Annotated in this window: 20 protein-coding genes and 1 tRNA gene; 8 read left to right on the forward strand and 13 right to left on the reverse strand. The window is 28.9% G+C overall.

Annotation, left to right across the window (positions count from 1 at the left end):
• Nucleotides 1–8: 8 nt before the first annotated feature.
• Entirely contained in the window at nt 9–902 is an 894-nt protein-coding gene (locus ACZ5OA_RS05615) for a nucleoside recognition protein (RefSeq protein ID WP_464906899.1), read from the reverse strand.
• Nucleotides 903–1,059: 157 nt separating this feature from the next.
• Between ACZ5OA_RS05615 and ACZ5OA_RS05620 the strand changes: the two genes are divergently transcribed.
• The 8 genes from ACZ5OA_RS05620 (at nt 1,060) to ACZ5OA_RS05655 (ending at nt 6,931) form a co-directional block, all read left to right on the forward strand.
• Nucleotides 1,060–1,845 carry a transporter substrate-binding domain-containing protein gene (locus tag ACZ5OA_RS05620; RefSeq protein WP_464906900.1) on the forward strand — a complete coding sequence of 262 codons (786 nt, stop codon included), beginning with the start codon at nt 1,060–1,062 and terminating at the stop codon, nt 1,843–1,845.
• A gap of 31 nt (nt 1,846–1,876) precedes the next feature.
• Complete coding sequence (locus ACZ5OA_RS05625) at nt 1,877–2,590, forward strand: amino acid ABC transporter permease (protein ID WP_464906901.1); 714 nt, start codon at nt 1,877–1,879, stop codon at nt 2,588–2,590.
• The gene (locus ACZ5OA_RS05630; protein WP_464906902.1) at nt 2,583–3,401 is read left to right on the forward strand and encodes an amino acid ABC transporter permease; all 819 of its coding nucleotides are present in this window, start codon (nt 2,583–2,585) and stop codon (nt 3,399–3,401) included. Before ACZ5OA_RS05625 ends, ACZ5OA_RS05630 begins: the two co-directional genes overlap by 8 nt.
• A 9-nt stretch (nt 3,402–3,410) precedes the next feature.
• Entirely contained in the window at nt 3,411–4,166 is a 756-nt protein-coding gene (locus tag ACZ5OA_RS05635; protein WP_464906903.1) for an amino acid ABC transporter ATP-binding protein, read from the forward strand.
• A gap of 23 nt (nt 4,167–4,189) precedes the next feature.
• Nucleotides 4,190–4,990: a transporter substrate-binding domain-containing protein gene (locus ACZ5OA_RS05640; protein WP_464906904.1), complete on the forward strand. Its 801-nt coding sequence runs from the start codon at nt 4,190–4,192 to the stop codon at nt 4,988–4,990.
• Nucleotides 4,987–5,946, forward strand: coding sequence for an amino acid ABC transporter permease (locus ACZ5OA_RS05645; protein ID WP_464906905.1), 960 nt, complete (start codon nt 4,987–4,989; stop codon nt 5,944–5,946). Before ACZ5OA_RS05640 ends, ACZ5OA_RS05645 begins: the two co-directional genes overlap by 4 nt.
• The gene (locus tag ACZ5OA_RS05650) at nt 5,933–6,817 is read left to right on the forward strand and encodes a DMT family transporter (RefSeq protein WP_464906906.1); all 885 of its coding nucleotides are present in this window, start codon (nt 5,933–5,935) and stop codon (nt 6,815–6,817) included. The genes ACZ5OA_RS05645 and ACZ5OA_RS05650 overlap by 14 nt, the downstream gene beginning before the upstream one ends.
• A 39-nt stretch (nt 6,818–6,856) precedes the next feature.
• Nucleotides 6,857–6,931: transfer RNA gene (locus ACZ5OA_RS05655), tRNA-Gln, on the forward strand.
• 1 nt (nt 6,932) lies between these two features.
• On the opposite strand, the gene ACZ5OA_RS05660 is transcribed toward ACZ5OA_RS05655, so the two are convergent.
• From ACZ5OA_RS05660 to ilvD, 12 genes are all read right to left on the reverse strand, one after another.
• A complete protein-coding gene (locus ACZ5OA_RS05660; protein WP_464906907.1) occupies nt 6,933–7,499 on the reverse strand; it encodes a DedA family protein in 567 nt (188 codons plus the stop codon).
• On the reverse strand, nt 7,492–8,070 hold the full coding sequence (locus ACZ5OA_RS05665) for a DedA family protein (RefSeq protein WP_464906908.1): 579 nt from the start codon (nt 8,068–8,070) through the stop codon (nt 7,492–7,494). Before ACZ5OA_RS05665 ends, ACZ5OA_RS05660 begins: the two co-directional genes overlap by 8 nt.
• Nucleotides 8,051–9,193, reverse strand: a complete 1,143-nt coding sequence (locus ACZ5OA_RS05670) for an MFS transporter (protein WP_464906909.1) — start codon at nt 9,191–9,193, stop codon at nt 8,051–8,053. Before ACZ5OA_RS05670 ends, ACZ5OA_RS05665 begins: the two co-directional genes overlap by 20 nt.
• Nucleotides 9,193–9,819 (reverse strand): DedA family protein, encoded by a 627-nt coding sequence (locus tag ACZ5OA_RS05675; protein ID WP_464906910.1) that lies wholly within the window; start codon nt 9,817–9,819, stop codon nt 9,193–9,195. Before ACZ5OA_RS05675 ends, ACZ5OA_RS05670 begins: the two co-directional genes overlap by 1 nt.
• Nucleotides 9,820–10,153: 334 nt before the next feature.
• Nucleotides 10,154–10,666: an NADH-quinone oxidoreductase subunit B family protein gene (locus tag ACZ5OA_RS05680; RefSeq protein WP_464906911.1), complete on the reverse strand. Its 513-nt coding sequence runs from the start codon at nt 10,664–10,666 to the stop codon at nt 10,154–10,156.
• Entirely contained in the window at nt 10,663–12,189 is a 1,527-nt protein-coding gene (locus ACZ5OA_RS05685) for a hydrogenase large subunit (protein ID WP_464906912.1), read from the reverse strand. Before ACZ5OA_RS05685 ends, ACZ5OA_RS05680 begins: the two co-directional genes overlap by 4 nt.
• Complete coding sequence (locus ACZ5OA_RS05690) at nt 12,189–13,334, reverse strand: proton-conducting transporter transmembrane domain-containing protein (RefSeq protein ID WP_464906913.1); 1,146 nt, start codon at nt 13,332–13,334, stop codon at nt 12,189–12,191. Before ACZ5OA_RS05690 ends, ACZ5OA_RS05685 begins: the two co-directional genes overlap by 1 nt.
• Nucleotides 13,335–13,646: 312 nt before the next feature.
• The gene (locus ACZ5OA_RS05695; protein WP_464906914.1) at nt 13,647–14,294 is read right to left on the reverse strand and encodes a hydrogenase; all 648 of its coding nucleotides are present in this window, start codon (nt 14,292–14,294) and stop codon (nt 13,647–13,649) included.
• A 12-nt stretch (nt 14,295–14,306) separates the two neighbouring features.
• Nucleotides 14,307–15,242 (reverse strand): respiratory chain complex I subunit 1 family protein, encoded by a 936-nt coding sequence (locus tag ACZ5OA_RS05700; RefSeq protein WP_464906915.1) that lies wholly within the window; start codon nt 15,240–15,242, stop codon nt 14,307–14,309.
• On the reverse strand, nt 15,243–17,213 hold the full coding sequence (gene hyfB / locus ACZ5OA_RS05705) for a hydrogenase 4 subunit B (RefSeq protein ID WP_464908328.1): 1,971 nt from the start codon (nt 17,211–17,213) through the stop codon (nt 15,243–15,245). It lies immediately after the preceding gene.
• Between the two features lie 204 nt (nt 17,214–17,417).
• The gene (locus ACZ5OA_RS05710; protein WP_464906916.1) at nt 17,418–18,512 is read right to left on the reverse strand and encodes an aminoacetone oxidase family FAD-binding enzyme; all 1,095 of its coding nucleotides are present in this window, start codon (nt 18,510–18,512) and stop codon (nt 17,418–17,420) included.
• Nucleotides 18,509–20,200: a dihydroxy-acid dehydratase gene (gene ilvD, locus ACZ5OA_RS05715; RefSeq protein ID WP_464906917.1), complete on the reverse strand. Its 1,692-nt coding sequence runs from the start codon at nt 20,198–20,200 to the stop codon at nt 18,509–18,511. The genes ACZ5OA_RS05710 and ilvD overlap by 4 nt, the downstream gene beginning before the upstream one ends.
• Nucleotides 20,201–20,232 lie beyond the last annotated feature (32 nt).

Raw genomic sequence — 20,232 nt, forward strand, 5'->3', positions numbered from 1 at the left:
AAATTCTCCTATTTTTTTGAAATTATATCATCTTTATTATTTTTGAAATAAAACTTACTAAGTCCATAAGCAAAAATAAGTGCAAACACAATCCTAACCATCAAAACAACTGTAAAATCAGCTCCAAAAATTACAAATAACAGTGTATCTTCTACCACGGCATGACAAATCATCAAAAAAATTGCTATAAAAAACAGATCTTGTTTTTTTAGTTGTGAAGATTCCGTAATTAAAATACCTGCCCCATAAGTAATACCCAAAAAAAGCCCAACTATTATAGAAAAACTTTTACTTATATTTTTTTTACTATTTTTTATAAACTTTAAATTTTTTATAAAATTCATAATAAAAATTAAAGTAGTAATAAGAATAATTATTTTGATTGATAATATAACTGCATTTTCAAATGAATTAAATAACAAACTACTTAATGAATGATACTCTGTTTTATGGAATACATCAGTAGTAGAGATTGCACTACTAAAAAGAAATTTAGGTAATAAAGATGTCGTGAAAGCCGCAATTAATCCCACAAAAAATCGTAAACTATATGAAAATAAAGTACTAATACCTAATTTTTTCATAATAGCACTCTCTACGACTAAAGAGTGACAAATTCCCAAAAATACAGCTAATACACTCCACTGAACTACACTCATATGCAAAGGTGCTGCAAATGCCACTGCTGCATACAAATTCAAAAACATACCACTTATAATAGACAATGAAGCCTCCGGTGGTAAGCCCAAAAATGATGTAAATGGTTTTACTAAAAAAGATACATACGATAAAGTATTGTAATAATATAAAATATCAGCAAGTATATAAATAGGTATTACTAATTTTATAATAATCCAAGAAGATTTTATCGATGAATTTAGTGAAAATTTAAAAAATTCCATAAAAAACCTTTTTAAAAGAATTATAACAAAATTTTATATTATAAAATACAAAATTTTTAATTTCATATTATGTACAAATTTTAATCAATTATTAATACAAAATTATCTTAAAAAATGTTATAATTTTACTTACTGAAATAAAAAACAAGGAGAAAACATGAAAAAGTTATTTGCTTTTTTAGTAGTGTTAGGAATGTTTTTAACTTCAGCAAATGCTGATGATTTATTAAAAACAGTTCAAAACAGAGGTGTATTAAAAGCTGGTGTAAAATATGATTTCCCACCATTTGGATTCATTAATGCAAAAGGACAAGTTGTTGGATTTGATATCGATTTAGTTAAATATATAGCTAATAAATTAGGTGTGAAACCTGAATTTACTCAAGTAACTTCAAAAACAAGAATCGCAATGGTTCAAAGTGGAACAGTTGATATTGCAGCTGCAAGTATGACTCATAAAGTAAAAAGAGATTTACCAATCGATTTTACAATCAGTTACTTCTTTGATGGTCAATCATTATTAATTCCTGCAAACAGCAGTGTAAAATCTTATAAAGATTTATCAGGAAAAAGAGTTGCAGTAATTCAAGGTGCTACAAGTGGAGACAACCTAAAAAGAGTTAATCCAAATGTAAAACTTGTATATCTTCAAGAATATCCACAAGATGTAATGGCTTTAAGAAGAGGAAAAGTTGTAGCAGTTTCAACTGACTATACTTGGTGTATGGCTCAAGCTAAAGCTTCTCATGGAAAACTTAAAGTTGTTGGTGGAACATTTTCAAGTGAACCTTACGGAATGGGTATAAGAGAAAATCAATCAAATTTCAGAGATGCAGTTAACTTTGCACTTCAAGATGCTGTAAGCGATGGTACTTATGCAAAACTTTACAAAAAATGGTTTGAAGTAGAACCAAACAAACTTCCAGAAGTTTGGCCAAAATAATTTTCCCCTTTTCGGGAAATAAAGGAATAAAATGGGATATGAATTTGATTGGAGTGTTCTTCTTGAGTATAAAGGTTTACTTATTACGGGACTACTTACCACTATTAAACTTTCAGTTATTGGTATATTTTTAAGTTTTATCATAGGTTCATTAATTGGAATTGGAAGAGCTTCAAAAAATTTTTGGCTTTCACTATTTTCTAGTTATTATGTTGAAAGTTTTAGAAATATTCCACTAATTGTTCAAATGTTTTTTATTTATTTTACATTTACATTAACAAATGTTTTTCCATTTTTAAATACATGGGGAGATTATTTACATTTAAATGATACAAATGCTTTTTTTTCTGCATTAATTGCTCTTGTTTTATATACAAGTGCTTATATAGCAGAAGTTGTAAAAGCTGGTATAAATGCAGTTGCCAATGGACAAAAAGAAGCAGCACAGTCTCTTGGAATGAACTCTTTTCAAGTGATGTGGTTTATTATATATCCTCAGGCAATAAAAATTATTATACCGCCTATTACAAATCAATTTTTAAATTTGATCAAAAATTCATCATTAGCTATGACATTAGGAGTTGCTGAACTTACATTTGCAACACAACAAATTGATTCAGAAACATTTAGAGGGTTTGAAGCAGCCACTGCTGTAACAATTTTATATATGATATTAACTCTTTTTACTTCATTTGTAATGAATTTAATAGATATGAAGTTTTCAAAAGGAGTAAAAAATGTTTAAACACATAGAAAATTATTTTTCAAAACATAGAATTCAATTTTTTATATTTAATACAATATTAATTGTATCTATTTTAAAAACTATTCAAGTTTTTATTTATCCAGATACTCATTTTAATGAAATTTTTACAAAAGATAATATGAGATTTTTATTTTTTGGAAGACCTGGAGAAATAGGAGGATTAGCTCTTACATTTGTATTAGCAATAGTATCTATTTTTTTAAGTTTTTTCATAGGCTCACTTTTAGGTATTATGAGATGGAGCTCTGTAAAAATTATAAAAATTCCAGCTGTATTATATATAGAAATTATTCGTTCTATTCCATTACTAATGGTTATTTTTTGGGTATTTTTTGCTATTCCAGTTTTTTCTATGATGTTTTTTCACACGCAGGCCCATGTATCTCCAACAGTAGCAGCGATTATAGCTTTTACTGTTTTTACAAGTGCTTATGTAGCTGAAATTATTAGAGCTGGAATTAATTCTATCCCCAAAGGGCAATTTGAAGCAGCTAAATCTCTTGGAATGAATAGTACACAAATATTTATTTTAATCATTTTACCTCAAGCATATAGAAAAATGATTCCGGCACTTATTTCGCAATTTATCTCACTATTTAAAGATACATCATTAGCATATACAATTGGCGTTATAGAATTTTTTAGAGCTGCAACGATTATAAATAATAGACTTTATTTAAGTTTTGAAATATTTACTTTTGTAGCATTTGTATATTTTTGTATTGCTTTTAGTATGGGTAAATTCTCAGAACATTTAGAAAAAAAAGTTGAAAAACAACTTAATGCATAAGGAACATTAATGAAAAAAAATATTATAAATAAAAATATTATAGAAATGAAAGATATAAATAAATGGTATGGAGAATATCATGCGTTAAGAAATGTAAATTTCAATGTAAAACAAGGTGAAGTTGTAGTTATTTGTGGGCCAAGTGGTAGTGGTAAATCTACACTTATTAGATGTATCAATAGACTTGAAGAGATAGAAGAAGGCCAATTAATAGTTGATGGACAAGATTTATATGATAAAAAAACAAATGTAAATAAAGTTCGTCAAGAAGTTGGAATGGTATTTCAACATTTCAACCTTTTTCCACATTTAAGCGTATTAGAAAATATTACAATAGCACCGGTTAAAGTAAAGAAAAAAAGTAAAAAAGATGCAAAAGATATAGCAATGCAACTATTGCAAAGAGTTAAAATTCCACATCACGCACACAAATATCCAAGTGAAATAAGTGGTGGTCAAAAACAAAGAGTTGCCATAGCTAGGACTTTGGCAATGGAACCTAAAATAATTTTATTTGATGAACCCACTTCTGCACTTGACCCTGAAATGATTGGTGAAGTATTAGATGTTATGAAAGAACTTGCAAAAGATAACTATACTATCGTTTGTGTAACTCACGAAATGGGATTTGCAAGAGAAGTTGGAGATAGAATAGTTTTTATGGATGCAGGAAAAATACTAGAAGAAGATACTCCTGAAGAGTTTTTCAATAATCCAAAAACTGACAGAGCAAAAAAATTTCTAAGTGAAATTTTACACCATTAATAAAAAAACAAAAAGGAAAACAGATGAAAAAATTACTCATAACAGTTTTAGCACTAACAAGCTTAGTATTTGCTGCTGATTTTAATGTATGGAAACATTCAACACTTCACTCTATAACACAAAAAGGTGAAGTTAGAGTTTGTACAGAGCCTGGTTATGTTCCATTTGAAATGAGAGATAAACACAACAGAATCATAGGACTTGATATTGATATTGCTAAAAAAATGGCAAAAGATATGAATGTTAAATTAAAACTTGTTCCAACTGCATGGGATGGAATTATATCTGCTTTACTTACAGGAAAATGTGATATGATTATGTCAGGTATGACAATTACTCAACAAAGAAATTTAAAAGTTAGCTTTACTAACCCATACTTTTTAGTTGGTCAAACAATGCTTGTTAATAAAAAACATAAAAATGTAAAATCTTATAAAGATTTAGATAAGCCAGGTATGATTATTACTACAAAACTTGGTGTAACAGGAGAAATAGCTGCAAGAAAAATGTTCAAAAAAGCTACAATAAAAACTTTTGATAGTGAAAGTGCTGCCGTTCAAGAAGTATTAAATAACAGAGCAGATGCATTTATTTATGACAAACCATATAATGAACTATTTATGGCTGGAAAAGGAAAAGGAAGACTTATTTTCCTAAATCAAGATTTGACTTATGAACCTCTTGGTATTGCTATTAATCATGGAGACCCTGATTTCTTAAACTGGCTAAACAACTTTTTAAAACAAATTAAAAATGATGGTACATATAAACATATCTACAAAAAATGGCTTAAAAATACAGATTGGTTAAAAAGAGTTCAATGAAAAAATCTTTTACCAAAAGTAAAAAGATTGGACTTTTAATAGCCTTTCTTTTTTATCTTTTAGTCGGACTGTTTTTATATCATGCTGTTAGCAAAATAAACTATAGTTGGAAATGGAATATGATGCCAAAATATTTCATATATCATCAAAAAACACCTCTAACATCTCCTTGTGACGGAACATTACATATTTTACAAAATAAAGCAAAAATAGTATGTGAGGATAAAAGCATAAAAACTTTTGATATTTCAGGTTATAAATTAGAATTTAAAAATAATGATTATTTATATCAAGATGATGAATTTGCTTACAAAACTAAACTAAAACCTGGACCATTTATTATGGGTATGTGGGTTACAATAAAATTATCCGTAATAGCAATGCTAATTGCATTAATTCTAGGATTTATTATTTCTATAATGAGACTTAGTGGAATAACTGGACTTGATTATATAGGAAGTATTTATATCACAATTATCAGAGGTACACCATTACTTGTTCAACTTTTTATTTTTTATTTCATAATAGCAACAATATTTGATTTACCAAGATTTTGGGCAGGTGTTATCAGTTTAGCTATATTTTATGGATCTTATATTGCTGAAATTTTAAGAGGAGCTATTCAATCTGTTGATAAAGGCCAACATGAAGCTGCCAAATCATTAGGACTTAATTCTGTAGATAGAATGAGATTAATTATATTACCACAAGCTCTAAAAAAAGCATTACCTGCACTAATAGGAGAGCTTATATCATTAATCAAAGATAGTTCATTGGTATCTGTTATATCTATTACAGATTTAACAAAAGTAGGTAGAGAGATTGTAGCAAATACATTTTCTCCATTTGAAACATGGATTACTGTTGCATTATTATATTTAATGCTTACATCTATACTTTCATTTATGGGACATAAAATAGAAAAAAGAATGAAAGAAAAAGGTGGTATGTATTAATTTCGTAAATAAAAAAAATGCAGATTTTTTACTTCTAATTGTAGCAATAGGATGGGGAAGTACTTTTATACTAGTAAAAAAAGCATTAGCTGATTTACCAGCTTTTTCTTTTTTATTTATTAGATTTTTTTTATCATTTTTACTAATGTATATACTATTTTATAAAAAAATATCAATTGATAAAGAATCGATAATCGCGGCTTTTGTATTAGGATTTTTTAACTTTGTAGCATATGCATTTCAAACTATAGGCTTATATTATTTACCTTCAAATATAGTTGCCTTTTTGACTGGACTTTTTGTTGTATTTACTCCCATTATTGCTTTTTTTATATTCAAAAAATCAATATCAATCTATGCAATTATTGGAGTTATATTATCATTTACAGGTATATATTTTTTAACAACAGGAAAAATTGCCTTTTCATTACCTATTATTTTAGTTATTATATGTGCTATTTCTTATGCTTTTCATGTAAATTTCACAGATATATACTCAAAAAAATATAATATTTTTACTCTTGTTACTTTCCAATTTTTGACTGTAGCTTTATTTAGTTTAATTTTTATACCATTTGAAAATACATCAAATATTCATTTTTCATTTACAGTTATTCTTGCTATTATAATTACTGTATTGGTAGCAACTGTTTTTGCTTTTTTTGTACAAACTTTTGCACAAAAATTTACAACTCCCACTAAAACAGCTATTATTTTTGCTATGGAACCAGTAACTGCTTCAATATTTGGATATTTATATGGAGAAACTTTAACTATAAAACAAATAATAGGTGGTTTATTAGTAATCTTAGCTATCATTATTACAGAGGCTGGGGCAAATATTATAAAACAAATTACAAAAAACTCTTGACAAACTTTTATTTTTTTTTGTATAATTCTATTCACTTAATGGGGTATCGCCAAGCGGTAAGGCACATGGTTTTGATCCATGCATCCGGAGGTTCGAATCCTTCTACCCCAGCCACTTAAGTTTCTTTTTTAATTTCCCTAAATACATAAATAGTTGCTGATATAATTACAAATACCAAAAGTGTAATACTTACATAAATAACATCTTTATGGTCTGCTTTTTCTCCCAACACATAGCCTATCAAAAGTATAGAATTTACCCAAATTAAATTTGCAGTAAATGTTAAAGGTATAAAATATTTAAGTGACATATGAGAAATTCCAGCAGGAAGTGAAATGTATTGGCCAAATCCAGGAGTCAAAGGCACTAAAAAAACAGAAATTTTTCCATGCTTTTCAAAAAATTTAGTAACTTTTTTGATTATAGGTTTGTCTCTATATTTTCTAACCAAATATTTTGCAAAGTGATAATTAAACAAAGCACCACTTAAACTTCCCAAACTTGCAAATAACATAACTAAAACATAACTTTTTTCCCCAACTGAAGCTAAATAGCCATTTGGAATTAATATAAGTTCACTTGGAACTGGAATAAAAGTCCCTACTAAAAACATATAGATATATACACCAATATAGCCTATATCATCAGCAAAGCCAACTATAAAATTAATAATATTATCCATTTTTTACCTTTATATAAATTATAATTATTATAATAACAAAAACAAATGCAATAATTGTGATTTCTTTCAAATATTTATGAATTAATTCTTGATTTGCTCCTAAAAAATAACCTAAAAAAGTTAAAATCAATATCCAAATACCCGCTCCTAATGTCGTATAAATAGTAAATTTCATTGGATTCATTTTTGCAAGTCCTGCTGGAAAAGAGATATATTGTCTAATACCTGGAATGAGTCTTCCAGTAAAAGTAGAAATATGTCCATGCTTTTCAAAAAACATTTCCAATTTATTTACTTTTTCATTTGATATAATTTTATACAAAAATTTTCTTCCAAAATTACTAGCTAACAAATAATTAAACCAAGCTCCACTCAAACTACCAATAATTCCACAAAATAGAACTAAATATAAATTCATATCCCCTTTATAAGCTAAATATCCAGCAGGTATCATCACAACTTCGCTTGGAAAAGGAAAAAAACTACTTTCTAAAAACATAAGTAAAAATATACCAATATAACCAAAACTACCAATTGTAGAGACTAAATAATTAACTATTTCTTGTAACAAAAAAATCCTTTATATTTATAATTATAACAAAACTTACTCCAATAAAAGAGAATATAAAAGCATCTTTTTCTGAATAAAATTGCCAAATATTTCCAATAACAATAGCTCCAAGAGAAGAAAAAATAGCTACTCCTGCATATAAAAATCCAAAAACACTACTTTTATTAACTGCATTTTGTGAGATATAACTTCTAATTGCATTTAAACTTGAAACAATAAAAACTCCAAGTAAAATAAAACTTGTAATCACAAATCCATAAAAAAGTGCAATAAGTGAAAGTAAAGCAAATATAAAACTAATATTTAAAATTTTTTTAGCCCCTATTTTATCAATTTTTAAACCTATAAAATAACTAAGTGTTGTTTGAGTTAAATTAAGCAATACAACTAACAAAGGAATATAAGCTATACTAATTCCACTCTCCTTTGCTTTGATTATATAAAAATTATCACTCATCATAAAAAACATTATTCCAAAATAAGTTAAAAGAATTGGCAACAGACTATAATCATCTTTTAAATTAATTTTTATTTCTTTTTCCTTTTTTTTATAAGGCACATCATTTACGAAAAACAATAAAACTAAAACGGCAATAATACCAGGAATTAAAGTTGCCAAAAAGATATTTTGAAAAACATATAATTCTTTGCCTAAGTAAAAAAGGACAAAAAAAACTATCAAAGCCCCTACCACTTCTCCTGCAATATCCATCATTTTATGAAAGCCAAAATTTTTACCACTTTCATCTTTTGGTGCATAATAAGAAATTAAAGTATCTTTTGTAGCACTTCTAACTGCTTTTCCCATTCTCTCAAGTGCTCTTAAAGTCGCAACACTTTGCCACGAAGTAGCAAAATATAATAATGGCTTTGTAACAGCAGAAATAAAATATCCTATAACTAAAAATAGTTTCACTTTTTGATATTTATCACTCAAATATCCAAATACAAATCTAAAAGCATACGAAACAAATGTCGCAATGGCAATTACATATCCTAACTTATCAACCCCTTGACCAAGAATATAAACTATATAAATTGGCAAAATTGTAGTTACCATAGCACTTGCCATATCTGTAAAAAAACTTACAAATCCCATAGCTATTATGTTTTTATTAATCATTAAAACCCTTTTTTATTATAAATTTTATAAAAAATATATCCAATAATTGTTACAATTATAATACTTATACCAAAATATTTTCCATATATCTCAAACGCATCACCTAAATAATAACCCCCAAGTAAAAATGCTGGTGCCCAAAAAGCCGCAGTCAATATATTTACTAAAATAAATTTATCTATTTTAATACCATTTGCCCCTGCTAAAAATGGAGTTATCCATCTAGTAAAACCATTTGACCTACCAATAAAAAGAGCTTTAAATAAATTATCATCAAGTAATTCTTTCATTTTATTATATTTTTTTTCATCTATTTTTAATTTTTTAGAATGTTTTCTCAAAAATTCCTCTCCCACCTTTTTACCAATATAATAACCAATAATATCCCCTAATAATATTCCAATATAAGTTACTATTATTAAAATATTTATATTTACAACACCTTTAAAAGAAAGTATTCCAAAAAATATAGTTAAACTTTCTGATGGAAAAATCATACCTGTAAAAGGAAGTGATTCTAATACAGAAGCGATAAATAAAACCCCTACAATTACAAAAAAAATAGTATCTGGAGGATAAGAAAGAATCCAATTAAAAAATTCTTGTGTTAAATTATCTAAATTCATATAATATTCTCACTTACTTTTAATTTTAATAAATATATAACTATAACTTCTACACTAGATATAATAATACTTAATTATATCAAAATGCCAATGAACTCCTACATAAATTCTTGCGATTCCACATCAATTAAAACAATTGATTATGAATTATGCTATATATTTTAATAAAAATATAAAAAATCTGGGCATTTATAACAAGAAAGATTTAAATCAAAGAAAAAATAATAAAAGAATTTTTATATACAAAATCGGATAATGATACTATGTTTATAGAGACACCAAGTGTAGAAGATAGACCGAATAAACAAAAACTATATAAAGCATATAAGATTAGTTATTCAATTTTAGACAACAGTTTTAACAATCCACTTATCAAATCAATTGGTTCTGGTGGACATCCTTTTATCCATAAATCCACTGGCAATTTATCTTTTATGCCACCCATACAGGCATAACTATCTTTAAAATCTCCACCATCCATCGCACAGTCTCCAACAGCTATAATAAACTTTGGATTTGGAGTTAGCTCATAAGCATTCATTAAAGCTGGATACATACTTCTCGTGAGTGCTCCTGTTATCATCAAAGCGTCTGCAAACTTTGGTGAAGGCACAAAAGAGATACCAAATCTTTCTAAACTATAATAAGGATTAGAAAGCGCATTTATCTCAACTTCACAGGCATTACAACTTCCTGTATCAATTTCCCTTATAGAAAAACTTCTTTTGAAAATTTTATCTACTCTTTGCTTTAATTTTAACCCTAAAACTTCTATATTTTCTTCTTTTAGTTCCAATTTTTCGCTAAGAAGTTTATCACGAAATCTTATCTTAAATAAATCTATCATAAGTCATTTCCTGCATAGCTTAAATTTAAACTTTTATTGACCAATGGAAAATCTCCTATGACATCTCCCAAAACGGCAAACTGAATACTTTGCCAATTCATAAAACTAGGATCCCTTGGTTTAAATCTAACTACTTTTTTATTTTCTATCTTCACAAAATGGATAATATTTCCACGATTACTCTGAGCATATCCAAACCCTTCACCATCTTTTATTTCATATTTTATTTTTAGTCTTGGTTTATCAACTTGAGATATATAATCTGTGCAAATTTTTATGATTTTAAAACTGTTTTGTATATCACTCAATTTTACCTGCACTCTTGCATTTACATCACCCTCGTCTAAAACAAGCGTTTCAAAATCAAGTTTATCATAAATCAAATATGGATGAGTTTTTCTAAAATCACTAAATCTTCCACTTGCACTTGCCGTAAAGCCAACACAAGAAAGATCTTTTACCGTTTCATTTTTAATTCTTCCTGTCGTTTCAAGCCTTTCTAATATACTTGAAGAGTTTTTCATAATCTTTTTGTATTTATTGAATGTAGCATTTACCCCTTCAACTGTATTCATAATCTCTTTTACATGTGGTTTTATATTTTTAGATACACCGCCAATTACTACAAAATCTTTGAAAAATCTATTGCCACTAAGAAGCTTTATCAGTCGCATAATATCTTCTTTTAAGGCACTAACTCCACTTGCTCCAAAAGAGTATCCTGCATCTTGAAAAATTCCCGCAAAATCAGATAAATTACAAGAAATACGCTCCAATTCTGCTCCTATAACTCTACAATACTGAGCAAAACTTGGAACTTTAACATCACAAATCTTTTCAACTGCCATAGCAAAACTAAGAGCATAAGAAAGGGCATTGTCTCCTGAAATCTTTTGAGAAATTCTTAAAACATCATCAATATCTTTTCCCGCGCAAAGTTTTTCTATACCTCTGTGTTTCCAAAAATGTCTTATTTCAAGCTGAAGTATAGGTTCACCAGACATAGCAAATCTAAAATGTCCAGGTTCTATGACCCCTGCATGAATAGGACCTACTGGAATTGTATAAACACCCTCACTTTTTATATCTTTATATTCATAAGTGCCAAAGTTTTTACTTTTAGTGATATCATGAATCATCGGATGAAAAGCAATAGGATAGTTTTCAGGATGCAATGACAAAGCTCTAAAATCCGGATGATTTAATGGTTTTAATCCAAAAAGATCATATATCTCCCGCTCAAACCAATTTAATGCAGGAATATCATTTGTGAAACTTTCAAATTCATCTTTTACAACTTGCTCCACTATGAAAAAATAATCTTTTTTAGGATAAGAATAGAGATATTTTATAACAAATTCATCTTTTTCCTTGAGTGCTACAACACTGCTTAAGTCACAATCCAAGTCCCTAAAAAGGTATAATGATATAGATTTTAACTGTTTTGTTTTTATGGTTACAAAATTTCTATCTTCAATGAACTCATCACAAAAATAATGGATTGAGTCAAATATCTCTTTCATTAAAGGGCTCCTTTGTTACTTAAAATATTTACAGCATTATTTAGCAAAATTTTCATATTTTCTGGCATAGTAATGCCAAGATATATCATAATAGCTAAAAGTATCGCCATAGGAATCAACATTTTGTAATCCTCTTTTTTCTTTTCATCACTTTTTCCCATTAGCATAAAGCTAAAAAGATATATAAAACCACCAAATATCATCACTAAAAAAAGTAAAATAACAACTGTCTGCCAATACATATGGGCATCTAATGCAGAAGTTAAAATCAAAAATTCACTAACAAATATATTAAATGGAGGAATTCCTGTAATTCCAAGAACTCCAAGAGTTATAAATATGGCAGTTAGTGGCATACTTTTATATAAACCTTTGATTTTTGCAATCTCTCTTGTGTGAAAATTCACCAAAATCGATCCTACACTAGAAAACATCAACCCTTTTGCAAAAACATGGTTAATTAGATGTAATAATCCTGCAAAAATCCCAAGCCTATTTCCTATACCAAAAGCAAAAGCCATAAGCCCCATATGCTCCATAGAGGAAAATGCTAGAAGTCTTTTATAATCTTTTTGTCCTATTATCGCAATAGCAGCTATAAAGATTGAAAGCATACCGACAATAAGCAAAAGAATAGATGTAAAATGTACCAAACCAGCACTATCAACGATAATTTTAAGTCTTAAAATCACATACAATGCAGAGCTAAGTAAAACTCCACTCATAAGAGCACTTATAGGAGTGGGCGCTTGAGAATGTGCATCAGGAAGCCAAGAGTGCATAGGAGCAAGTCCAGCTTTTGTACCAAAGCCAACCAAGAAAAAAGCAAATGATATCTTTAAAAGTATAGGGTCAAGATTATGAGAAATTTTTATAATATTTATCCAATTTAAAGAGTTCATCCCCTCACCCAATGTGTGATAAGTAGCAAAGTAGAGTGTAACTACTCCCAAAAGCCCCAAAGCTATACCAAATGAACAAATTATTATATATTGCCACGAAGCTTTAACTGCTTCTTTGGTGTTATAAAAACCTATCAAAAAAGTAGTAGAAAGTGTTGTTCCTTCTATCGCTATCCATACAATTCCAAAATTATTTGAAAGTAAAACTACACTCATGCAAAATATAAATAAATTCTTCCACATGTAAAAGCTTTTAACCTTTTTTGCATTCAAGCCGTGCTCTTGCTCCTTTTTCATATACCCGATAGAGTAAATCGCTACACAAAAAACAAGTAAAAACAGTGAAGTTAAAATTAAAACATTAAGAGAATCAAGAAAAAAATAATCTTTAGCTTCCAATATTATTTTGTGATCTATCACTTTTGGTATATAACTAAAAGTTCCTACAAAAAGGATACCAGTTATAAAAACTTGTGCTATATAGATAAATCTAAGCGGAAGAAACTTTAAGATTGCTGTCCAGATTAATTGGGTTGATAGTATATATTCCATGCTTTACTCCTTAAAATCACTAACGCTTGTTTTATCCATATCATCTATATCGTGGTTGATATGATGAATGATAAGTGAAGCCATAGTAGCACCAACTATAACATCAAAAAATATACCGATTTCCACTATCAAAGGCATACCATAAGTCACAGAAGTGGCAACTAACATAATGCCATTTTCCAAAGTCAAAAATCCTATAAGTTGCGTGATAGGCTTTTGCCTTGAAACCATAATAAATGCACCTATAAAGATAATTGATAATGAAATGGGAAATATCTCTTTAGCTATCACACTTCCTCCAAGATTTATGTATCTTGTTAGTAAAAATGTAAACATTATAATTGCAGAAATAACCATCAAAGAGTTTGTTATATTTATAAATGTTTTTATCTCCCTTTTAATTTTCATCTCATCTATCGTTTTAAAAAGAGCATAAGGTATAATCAAACACTTGATAACAAGCGTTAAAAATGAACTAACATATAAATCAAAAGAAGAGCTGTAAATCCCTATACTAAGTATAGAAATAGCAACAAAAAATGACTGAATTGCATATACTTTAATTGAAAAGTATAATCTATCACTCGTAATTTGCAAAATTGCTAAAACCAAAACAAAAGCACCAATTAATTCTATAAAATTTGAAAACATTAAAACACCACCTTATAACCTATATGTAACCATCGAAATCAATGCTAAAACAAAACCAAACATCATGGCATCTGAAATCCTAAAATATCTTAACTTTGCGAGTGTCAGCTCACCTATAGCTATGATAATTGCCAATATACCCATCTTTAAAAAATAAACAAAAATACTAAATCCTAAGCCCCAGATACTGTTTATATCATAAAATCCAAGAGGCATAAAAATATTTGAAAAAAGAGTAAGAAGAATCGTTGTTTTTACAAAAGAGCCTATCTCCAAAAGCGCTAAATTTCTACCACTTGCATCCAATATCATAGCTTCGTGAATCATGGTTAATTCAAGATGAGTTTCAGGGTTATCTATAGGAATTCTACCAGATTCTGCCAAAGTGACAAAATACAAAGCCATCAAAGCCAAAGTAGAAGAGACCGGATATTTAAAAAATATATCTCCATGCATCGAATTAAATATATGACTGATATTTGTCGAATTACTTTGAAGTGCAAAAGTAAAAATTACCATTATAAGTGCTGGTTCTGCCAAAGATCCTACAGTCATCTCACGGCTACTTCCAAGTCCTCCAAAGCCTGAGCCCTGATCAAACCCAAAGAGTGCCAAGAAAAAAGTTCCAAGTGCCAAAATATAAACCATAGCTATAATATCACCGGTAAATGAGAGTAAAGTGTTACCATTAAAAACTGGTAAAAATGCAGCCACAGTTATAGGAACAGCTGCTACTATATAAGGAGCAATTTTTGATATATATGAAGAATCCTTTGAAAGTACTACTTCTTTTTTCATTAATTTTGCCAGATTAAAATATGGTTGAAAAAGCGAAGGACCGGCTGAGCCTCTTATAAGAGATTTTGTTTTTTGCATAAGACCGGCTATAAAAGGTGAAATCAGTAAAATGATAAAAAATTGCAACAAAGCCATAAAAGTAGTTTTCATTTATTTTACCCCTCCTTTAATCGCATATACCAAAAAGGCAACAGCAGTGATAAATATGTATAAAAGATATATATGAATTGAGCCGTTTTCAATTTTACTCATCAAATAAGAACTGCTTTTTACAAAAATTTTAAGTATTAGATTATAAATACTCTCTATACCATCATGTGAGTGTGCTTGGTACTCAAGAGTTGGAAAAAAATATTTTTTCTTTCCTGAGAGTGGATAAACTTTTTCTTTTGGATGATAAAAAAATGCAAATATCTTTCTAATCGGTTGCGAAAATCCACTTGCAGTATATTGGTTATGAGCATCATTGTTTAGTTGCCCACATACCCAAGTGGAACACATTCTGGTTTTTGTATTTCCAAATTTTTTGACTAAAGCATACAAAATAAATATACCAATTACAAATCCAATTGCTAGTCCAAGGGTACTTAAATGTCCAAAGGAAAAATCTGGAGTTGAAATCATAAATGCATGAGAAGTTGTGCTATTTGATACATCAACACCTAACAAAAGTAAAGTAATAGGAGCCACAAGTCCTACTACTATATTTGGGAAAAGTCCAAACACTGCACAAAGAATTGCTAAAAACCCCATACCCCATAACATATATTTCCCAACTTCATTTGCCTCTTTAGCCCCTACACTTCTTGGCTTTCCTAGAAATGAAATTCCTATTACTTTTACAAAGCAAGCAGCTGCAAATGCACCGGTTAGTGCCAACATAGATGCAAAAAGAGGTACAAAAATATGTATAATATTTATGTCTATTTTATTGTTTAAAAGTAGTGATTGATATGTGAGCCATTCACTAACAAATCCATTAAATGGCGGAAGTGCCGAAATCGAGATAGAACCTATAATAAAAAACAGTGTAGTATATGGCATTAGTTTTATAAGACCTCCATATTTTTCCATGTCTTTCGTATGAGTTTTAAGAAATGTCGCACCTGAACCTAGAAAAAGTAAGCTTTTAAAAATCGCATGATTATATGTATGAAATAGAGCTGCAAGCAATCCAAATGAAGCAAGAATAGGCATATGATTTGAGTAAAAAAGCATAGCACTTCCCAATCCCATCAAAATAATACCAATATTCTCTATACTATGATATGCAAGTAGCCTCTTTAAATCGTGTTGAGCTAAGGCATACATAACACCAAACAGAGCAGACAGGGCACCTAAAAGTAAAACTATAAAACCATACCACCAAGGAATAGCATCTAAAAAGTAAAAATAAAATCTAATCATCATATAAATTGCTGTTTTTATCATGACTCCACTCATCAAAGCCGAAACATTTGAAGGTGCAACAGGATGAGCTTTTGGAAGCCAAACATGAAGCGGAAACATTCCTGCTTTTGTTCCAAAGCCTATCAATACGCATAAAAATACCCAAAATTTTGTACTATCATCCAACCTTACATGTATCCAATTTTCAAAAGAAAAAGAGCCTGTTTTTAGATACATCAATATGAAAGCCACCATGATAAAAGCAGTTCCAAGATGTGTCATAAAGATATATAAAAACCCACCTTGTCTATTTTCTTCATTTTCATAATTGTAAATTACCAAAAAGAAAGAAAGAGTCGACATAATCTCCCAAAAAATTAAAAATGAAACTGCATTAAAACTAGTAACAACAAAAAGCATAGATGCAACAAATGAACTAAACAAAAAAGCAAATAATCTCTTATGATGATAATCTTCATCAAACACATAATTTAATGAATATGTAGAAACGCTAAGAGTTATAGTTGAGATTATCATAACAAAAAGCAAAGATAAAGGATCGAGCTTTATGGAAAAATCCAAATAAGGCAAGGTTGAGTGAAACATTAAAACACTATTGTATTTATGCTCTATTAATAAAACAGCAGAAAAAATCAATAATGCCAGACTAGAAAATGCTTGTATGATAAAAGCAAATTTGGGCTTAACGAAAAAAAATATAGGTAAAACCATTAAAACGATATAAATCAAGATCCTCCCCCTCTAATATTAAATGAAATCTGTATAAACAGAAAAATCAAGTAATAAAAAACTTAGTGTAATTATACTACAATTTTATTTGAAATTAAAATTTAGTCTAAAAATAATAGCAGGGTAAGAAAATTACTTTTAACTTAATCAGTTGAAAATTTTGACTTAATTATTGAAAGTTTTATCTTAAAACTTATTTGCTAAATTAATAGCACTACTCCAAGCAAAATGGAGATTATATCCACCTCTATCTCCATCAATATCTAAAATCTCACCTAAAAAATATAAATTTTTCATTTTTTTACTCTCCATATTTTCATTAATTTCAGATAAACTAATTCCACCACTCATAACCTCAGCAAATTTTTCTTCTTTTGTTGCCACTATTTCAATTTTAAAGTTTTTCAGATTATATATTGTTGTATTTAATTTGTTTGATTTTATAAAAGGTATCAGTTTTGATGGAATTATTCCTCTTAAATCATCTCTTAAAAGCACTAGTTTTTTCAATTTTTCTTTTGAATATTTAGGGAAAAAATCTACTACAATTTCTAAAAATTCATATTCAGTTAATCTTTTTGCAACTCCTACTGAAATATCCAAAACAGAAAGCCCACTTATTCCATAATTTGTAAAAAGTAAATCTCCATTTGTTGATTTTATTTCAATCCCATTTGAAAAAAGAGTAAGTTTGGATTTTATTTTAACCCCTGCACATTTTTGAAAATTCTTTCTTGTTTTTAACTGCACTAAGCTTGGATAGAGAGGATAAATGGTATGAAATTTAAAGTTTTCTAATATTTTACTACTTCCAAATCCTGCGTTACTTCCAGTAGCTATAATCAATTTATCAGCTTTAAAATTACCTTTGTTTGTAAAAACTTCCAAATTTTTAACTTTATTAACTTCACATTCAGTTATTATTTTTACACCAGCTTTTTTAGCTTCTATTTCCAAAATATCAGCCACGGCATTTGCTTCTAAACTCATAGGAAAACATCTACCATCTTCCAAAGAGACAAAAGGTATTCCTAATTTTAAAAAAGTTTTTTCAACTTCTTTATAATTTACAATAAATTTTTCTATGAGTTCAGGATTATTTGAATGAAAATTATTTGTGGATATATTTAAATTTGTAATATTACATCTACCGTTCCCTGTAGTTCGTAGTTTTCTAGCTACTTTTTTATCTTTTTCAAGAAGTGTAACTTTATAACCTTTCCTAGATAAAAGAATAGAAGCGAGTAAGCCACTCGCCCCTGCTCCAATAATTACAATCATAATTCAGTTTTTAGAACTGCTCCATGACTTGCGTTTGAAACTAACAATCTATATTGTTTTAGCCATCTTCCTTTTATTTCTTTATCTTTTGGTTTAAATTCAGCTCTTCTTTTAACTATTTCTTCATCAGATAATTTTACTTCAATTTTGAATTCATCTGTATTGATATAAATTTCATCTCCATCTTTTAGAAGTCCTATCATTCCACCTTCTGCTGCTTCTGGTGAAATATGCCCGATACTAAGCCCTCTTGTAGCTCCACTAAATCTACCATCAGTAATAAGTGCAACATCAGCTCCAAGTCCCATTCCCATAATTAAACTAGTAGGTGCTAACATTTCTTGCATTCCAGGACCGCCTTTTGGACCTTCATATCGGATTACAACTACATCACCTTTTTTAACTTTTCCATTCATAATCCCGTCAAGTGATTCTTGTTGAGAATCAAAACAAACTGCATGTCCTGTAAACTCTCTGCTTCCTGTAATTCCCGCAGTTTTGATTACACAACCTTCTTCGGCTAAATTTCCAAATAAAACAGCAAGTCCACCAACTTTACTAAATGGCTTATCAAGTGGATGGATGATTGAAGCATCTAAAACCTTTGCATCTTTTATTCTTTGGGCAATAGTTCCACCTTCAATAACTAGATTATCAAGATATAAAACAGTATCACTTCTTCCTGAAATTTCTTTCATAACTGCACTCATTCCACCAGCTTTATTGATATCTTCCATATGAACTGTTTGAAGTGATGGAGAAATTTTTGTAATATGACTTACATGTTTTGCAATTTCATTAATTTTTGAAATATCAAAATCAACTCCTGCTTCATTTGCAATAGCTAACATATGTAAAACAGTATTACTACTTCCACCCATTGCCATATCTACTACAAATGCGTTATGAATAGCTTTTTCATTTATAATATTTTTAATTCTAAATTTTTCTGTAAGTTTTTCATCTTTTGCAATTTCACAAATTCTTCTTGCTGCTTTTCTTAATAACTCTTCTCTCTCAGGTGTAAGAGCTACAATAGTTCCGTTTCCTTTTAGTGCAATTCCCATAGCTTCAATTAATGTATTCATTGAATTTGCGGTAAACATACCACTACAACTTCCTGCACCTGGACAAGCAACACATTCAAGCTCTTTTAGCTCTGCTTCGCTCATTTCACCTTTTTCAAATTTACCAAGTCCTTCAAATACAGTTGCTAAATCAACAGGAGTTCCATCACTCAAATGTCCAGCAGCCATAGGTCCACCAGTTACAAATATAGTTGGAACATTTACTCTAAGTGCACCCATTAACATACCTGGTGTAATTTTATCACAGTTTGGAAGAGCTATCATAGCATCAAGTTTATTTGCATTCATTACAGTTTCCACTGAATTTGCTATAATTTCTCTACTTGGTAATGAATAAAGCATTCCATCATGTCCCATAGCAATTCCATCACCTACACCAATTGTATTAAATTCAAATGGAACACATCCATTTTTTTTAATTTCATCTTTTATAATTTCAGCATATTTATTTAAAAAGAAATGTCCTGGAATAATTTCTATAAAACTATTTGCTACACCAATAAATGGTTTATCAAAATCTTCATCTTTAAGTCCAATTGCTCTAAATAGACTTCTATGTGGAGCTCTTGCAAACCCTTTTTTTACTTCATCACTTCTCATAAATTTCTCCTTGTATATATTTTCAGCTTATT

The sequence above is a fragment of the Thioreductor micantisoli genome, from assembly GCF_055392745.1.

What these genes read in the sequence shown, in the direction of transcription:
- ACZ5OA_RS05700 (WP_464906915.1), bottom strand. Translation starts at nt 15,242, where the DNA reads ATGAAAACTACTTTTATGGCTTTGTTGCAATTTTTTATCATTTTACTG.
- ACZ5OA_RS05680 (WP_464906911.1), bottom strand. Translation starts at nt 10,666, where the DNA reads ATGATAGATTTATTTAAGATAAGATTTCGTGATAAACTTCTTAGCGAA.
- ACZ5OA_RS05695 (WP_464906914.1), bottom strand. Translation starts at nt 14,294, where the DNA reads ATGTTTTCAAATTTTATAGAATTAATTGGTGCTTTTGTTTTGGTTTTA.
- ACZ5OA_RS05660 (WP_464906907.1), bottom strand. Translation starts at nt 7,499, where the DNA reads ATGGATAATATTATTAATTTTATAGTTGGCTTTGCTGATGATATAGGC.
- ACZ5OA_RS05710 (WP_464906916.1), bottom strand. Translation starts at nt 18,512, where the DNA reads ATGATTGTAATTATTGGAGCAGGGGCGAGTGGCTTACTCGCTTCTATT.
- ACZ5OA_RS05635 (WP_464906903.1), top strand. Translation starts at nt 3,411, where the DNA reads ATGAAAAAAAATATTATAAATAAAAATATTATAGAAATGAAAGATATA.
- ACZ5OA_RS05615 (WP_464906899.1), bottom strand. Translation starts at nt 902, where the DNA reads ATGGAATTTTTTAAATTTTCACTAAATTCATCGATAAAATCTTCTTGG.
- ACZ5OA_RS05640 (WP_464906904.1), top strand. Translation starts at nt 4,190, where the DNA reads ATGAAAAAATTACTCATAACAGTTTTAGCACTAACAAGCTTAGTATTT.
- ACZ5OA_RS05690 (WP_464906913.1), bottom strand. Translation starts at nt 13,334, where the DNA reads ATGTGGAAGAATTTATTTATATTTTGCATGAGTGTAGTTTTACTTTCA.
- ilvD (WP_464906917.1), bottom strand. Translation starts at nt 20,200, where the DNA reads ATGAGAAGTGATGAAGTAAAAAAAGGGTTTGCAAGAGCTCCACATAGA.
- ACZ5OA_RS05675 (WP_464906910.1), bottom strand. Translation starts at nt 9,819, where the DNA reads ATGAATTTAGATAATTTAACACAAGAATTTTTTAATTGGATTCTTTCT.
- ACZ5OA_RS05685 (WP_464906912.1), bottom strand. Translation starts at nt 12,189, where the DNA reads ATGAAAGAGATATTTGACTCAATCCATTATTTTTGTGATGAGTTCATT.
- ACZ5OA_RS05620 (WP_464906900.1), top strand. Translation starts at nt 1,060, where the DNA reads ATGAAAAAGTTATTTGCTTTTTTAGTAGTGTTAGGAATGTTTTTAACT.
- ACZ5OA_RS05625 (WP_464906901.1), top strand. Translation starts at nt 1,877, where the DNA reads ATGGGATATGAATTTGATTGGAGTGTTCTTCTTGAGTATAAAGGTTTA.
- ACZ5OA_RS05630 (WP_464906902.1), top strand. Translation starts at nt 2,583, where the DNA reads ATGTTTAAACACATAGAAAATTATTTTTCAAAACATAGAATTCAATTT.
- ACZ5OA_RS05645 (WP_464906905.1), top strand. Translation starts at nt 4,987, where the DNA reads ATGAAAAAATCTTTTACCAAAAGTAAAAAGATTGGACTTTTAATAGCC.
- hyfB (WP_464908328.1), bottom strand. Translation starts at nt 17,213, where the DNA reads ATGGTTTTACCTATATTTTTTTTCGTTAAGCCCAAATTTGCTTTTATC.
- ACZ5OA_RS05670 (WP_464906909.1), bottom strand. Translation starts at nt 9,193, where the DNA reads ATGATTAATAAAAACATAATAGCTATGGGATTTGTAAGTTTTTTTACA.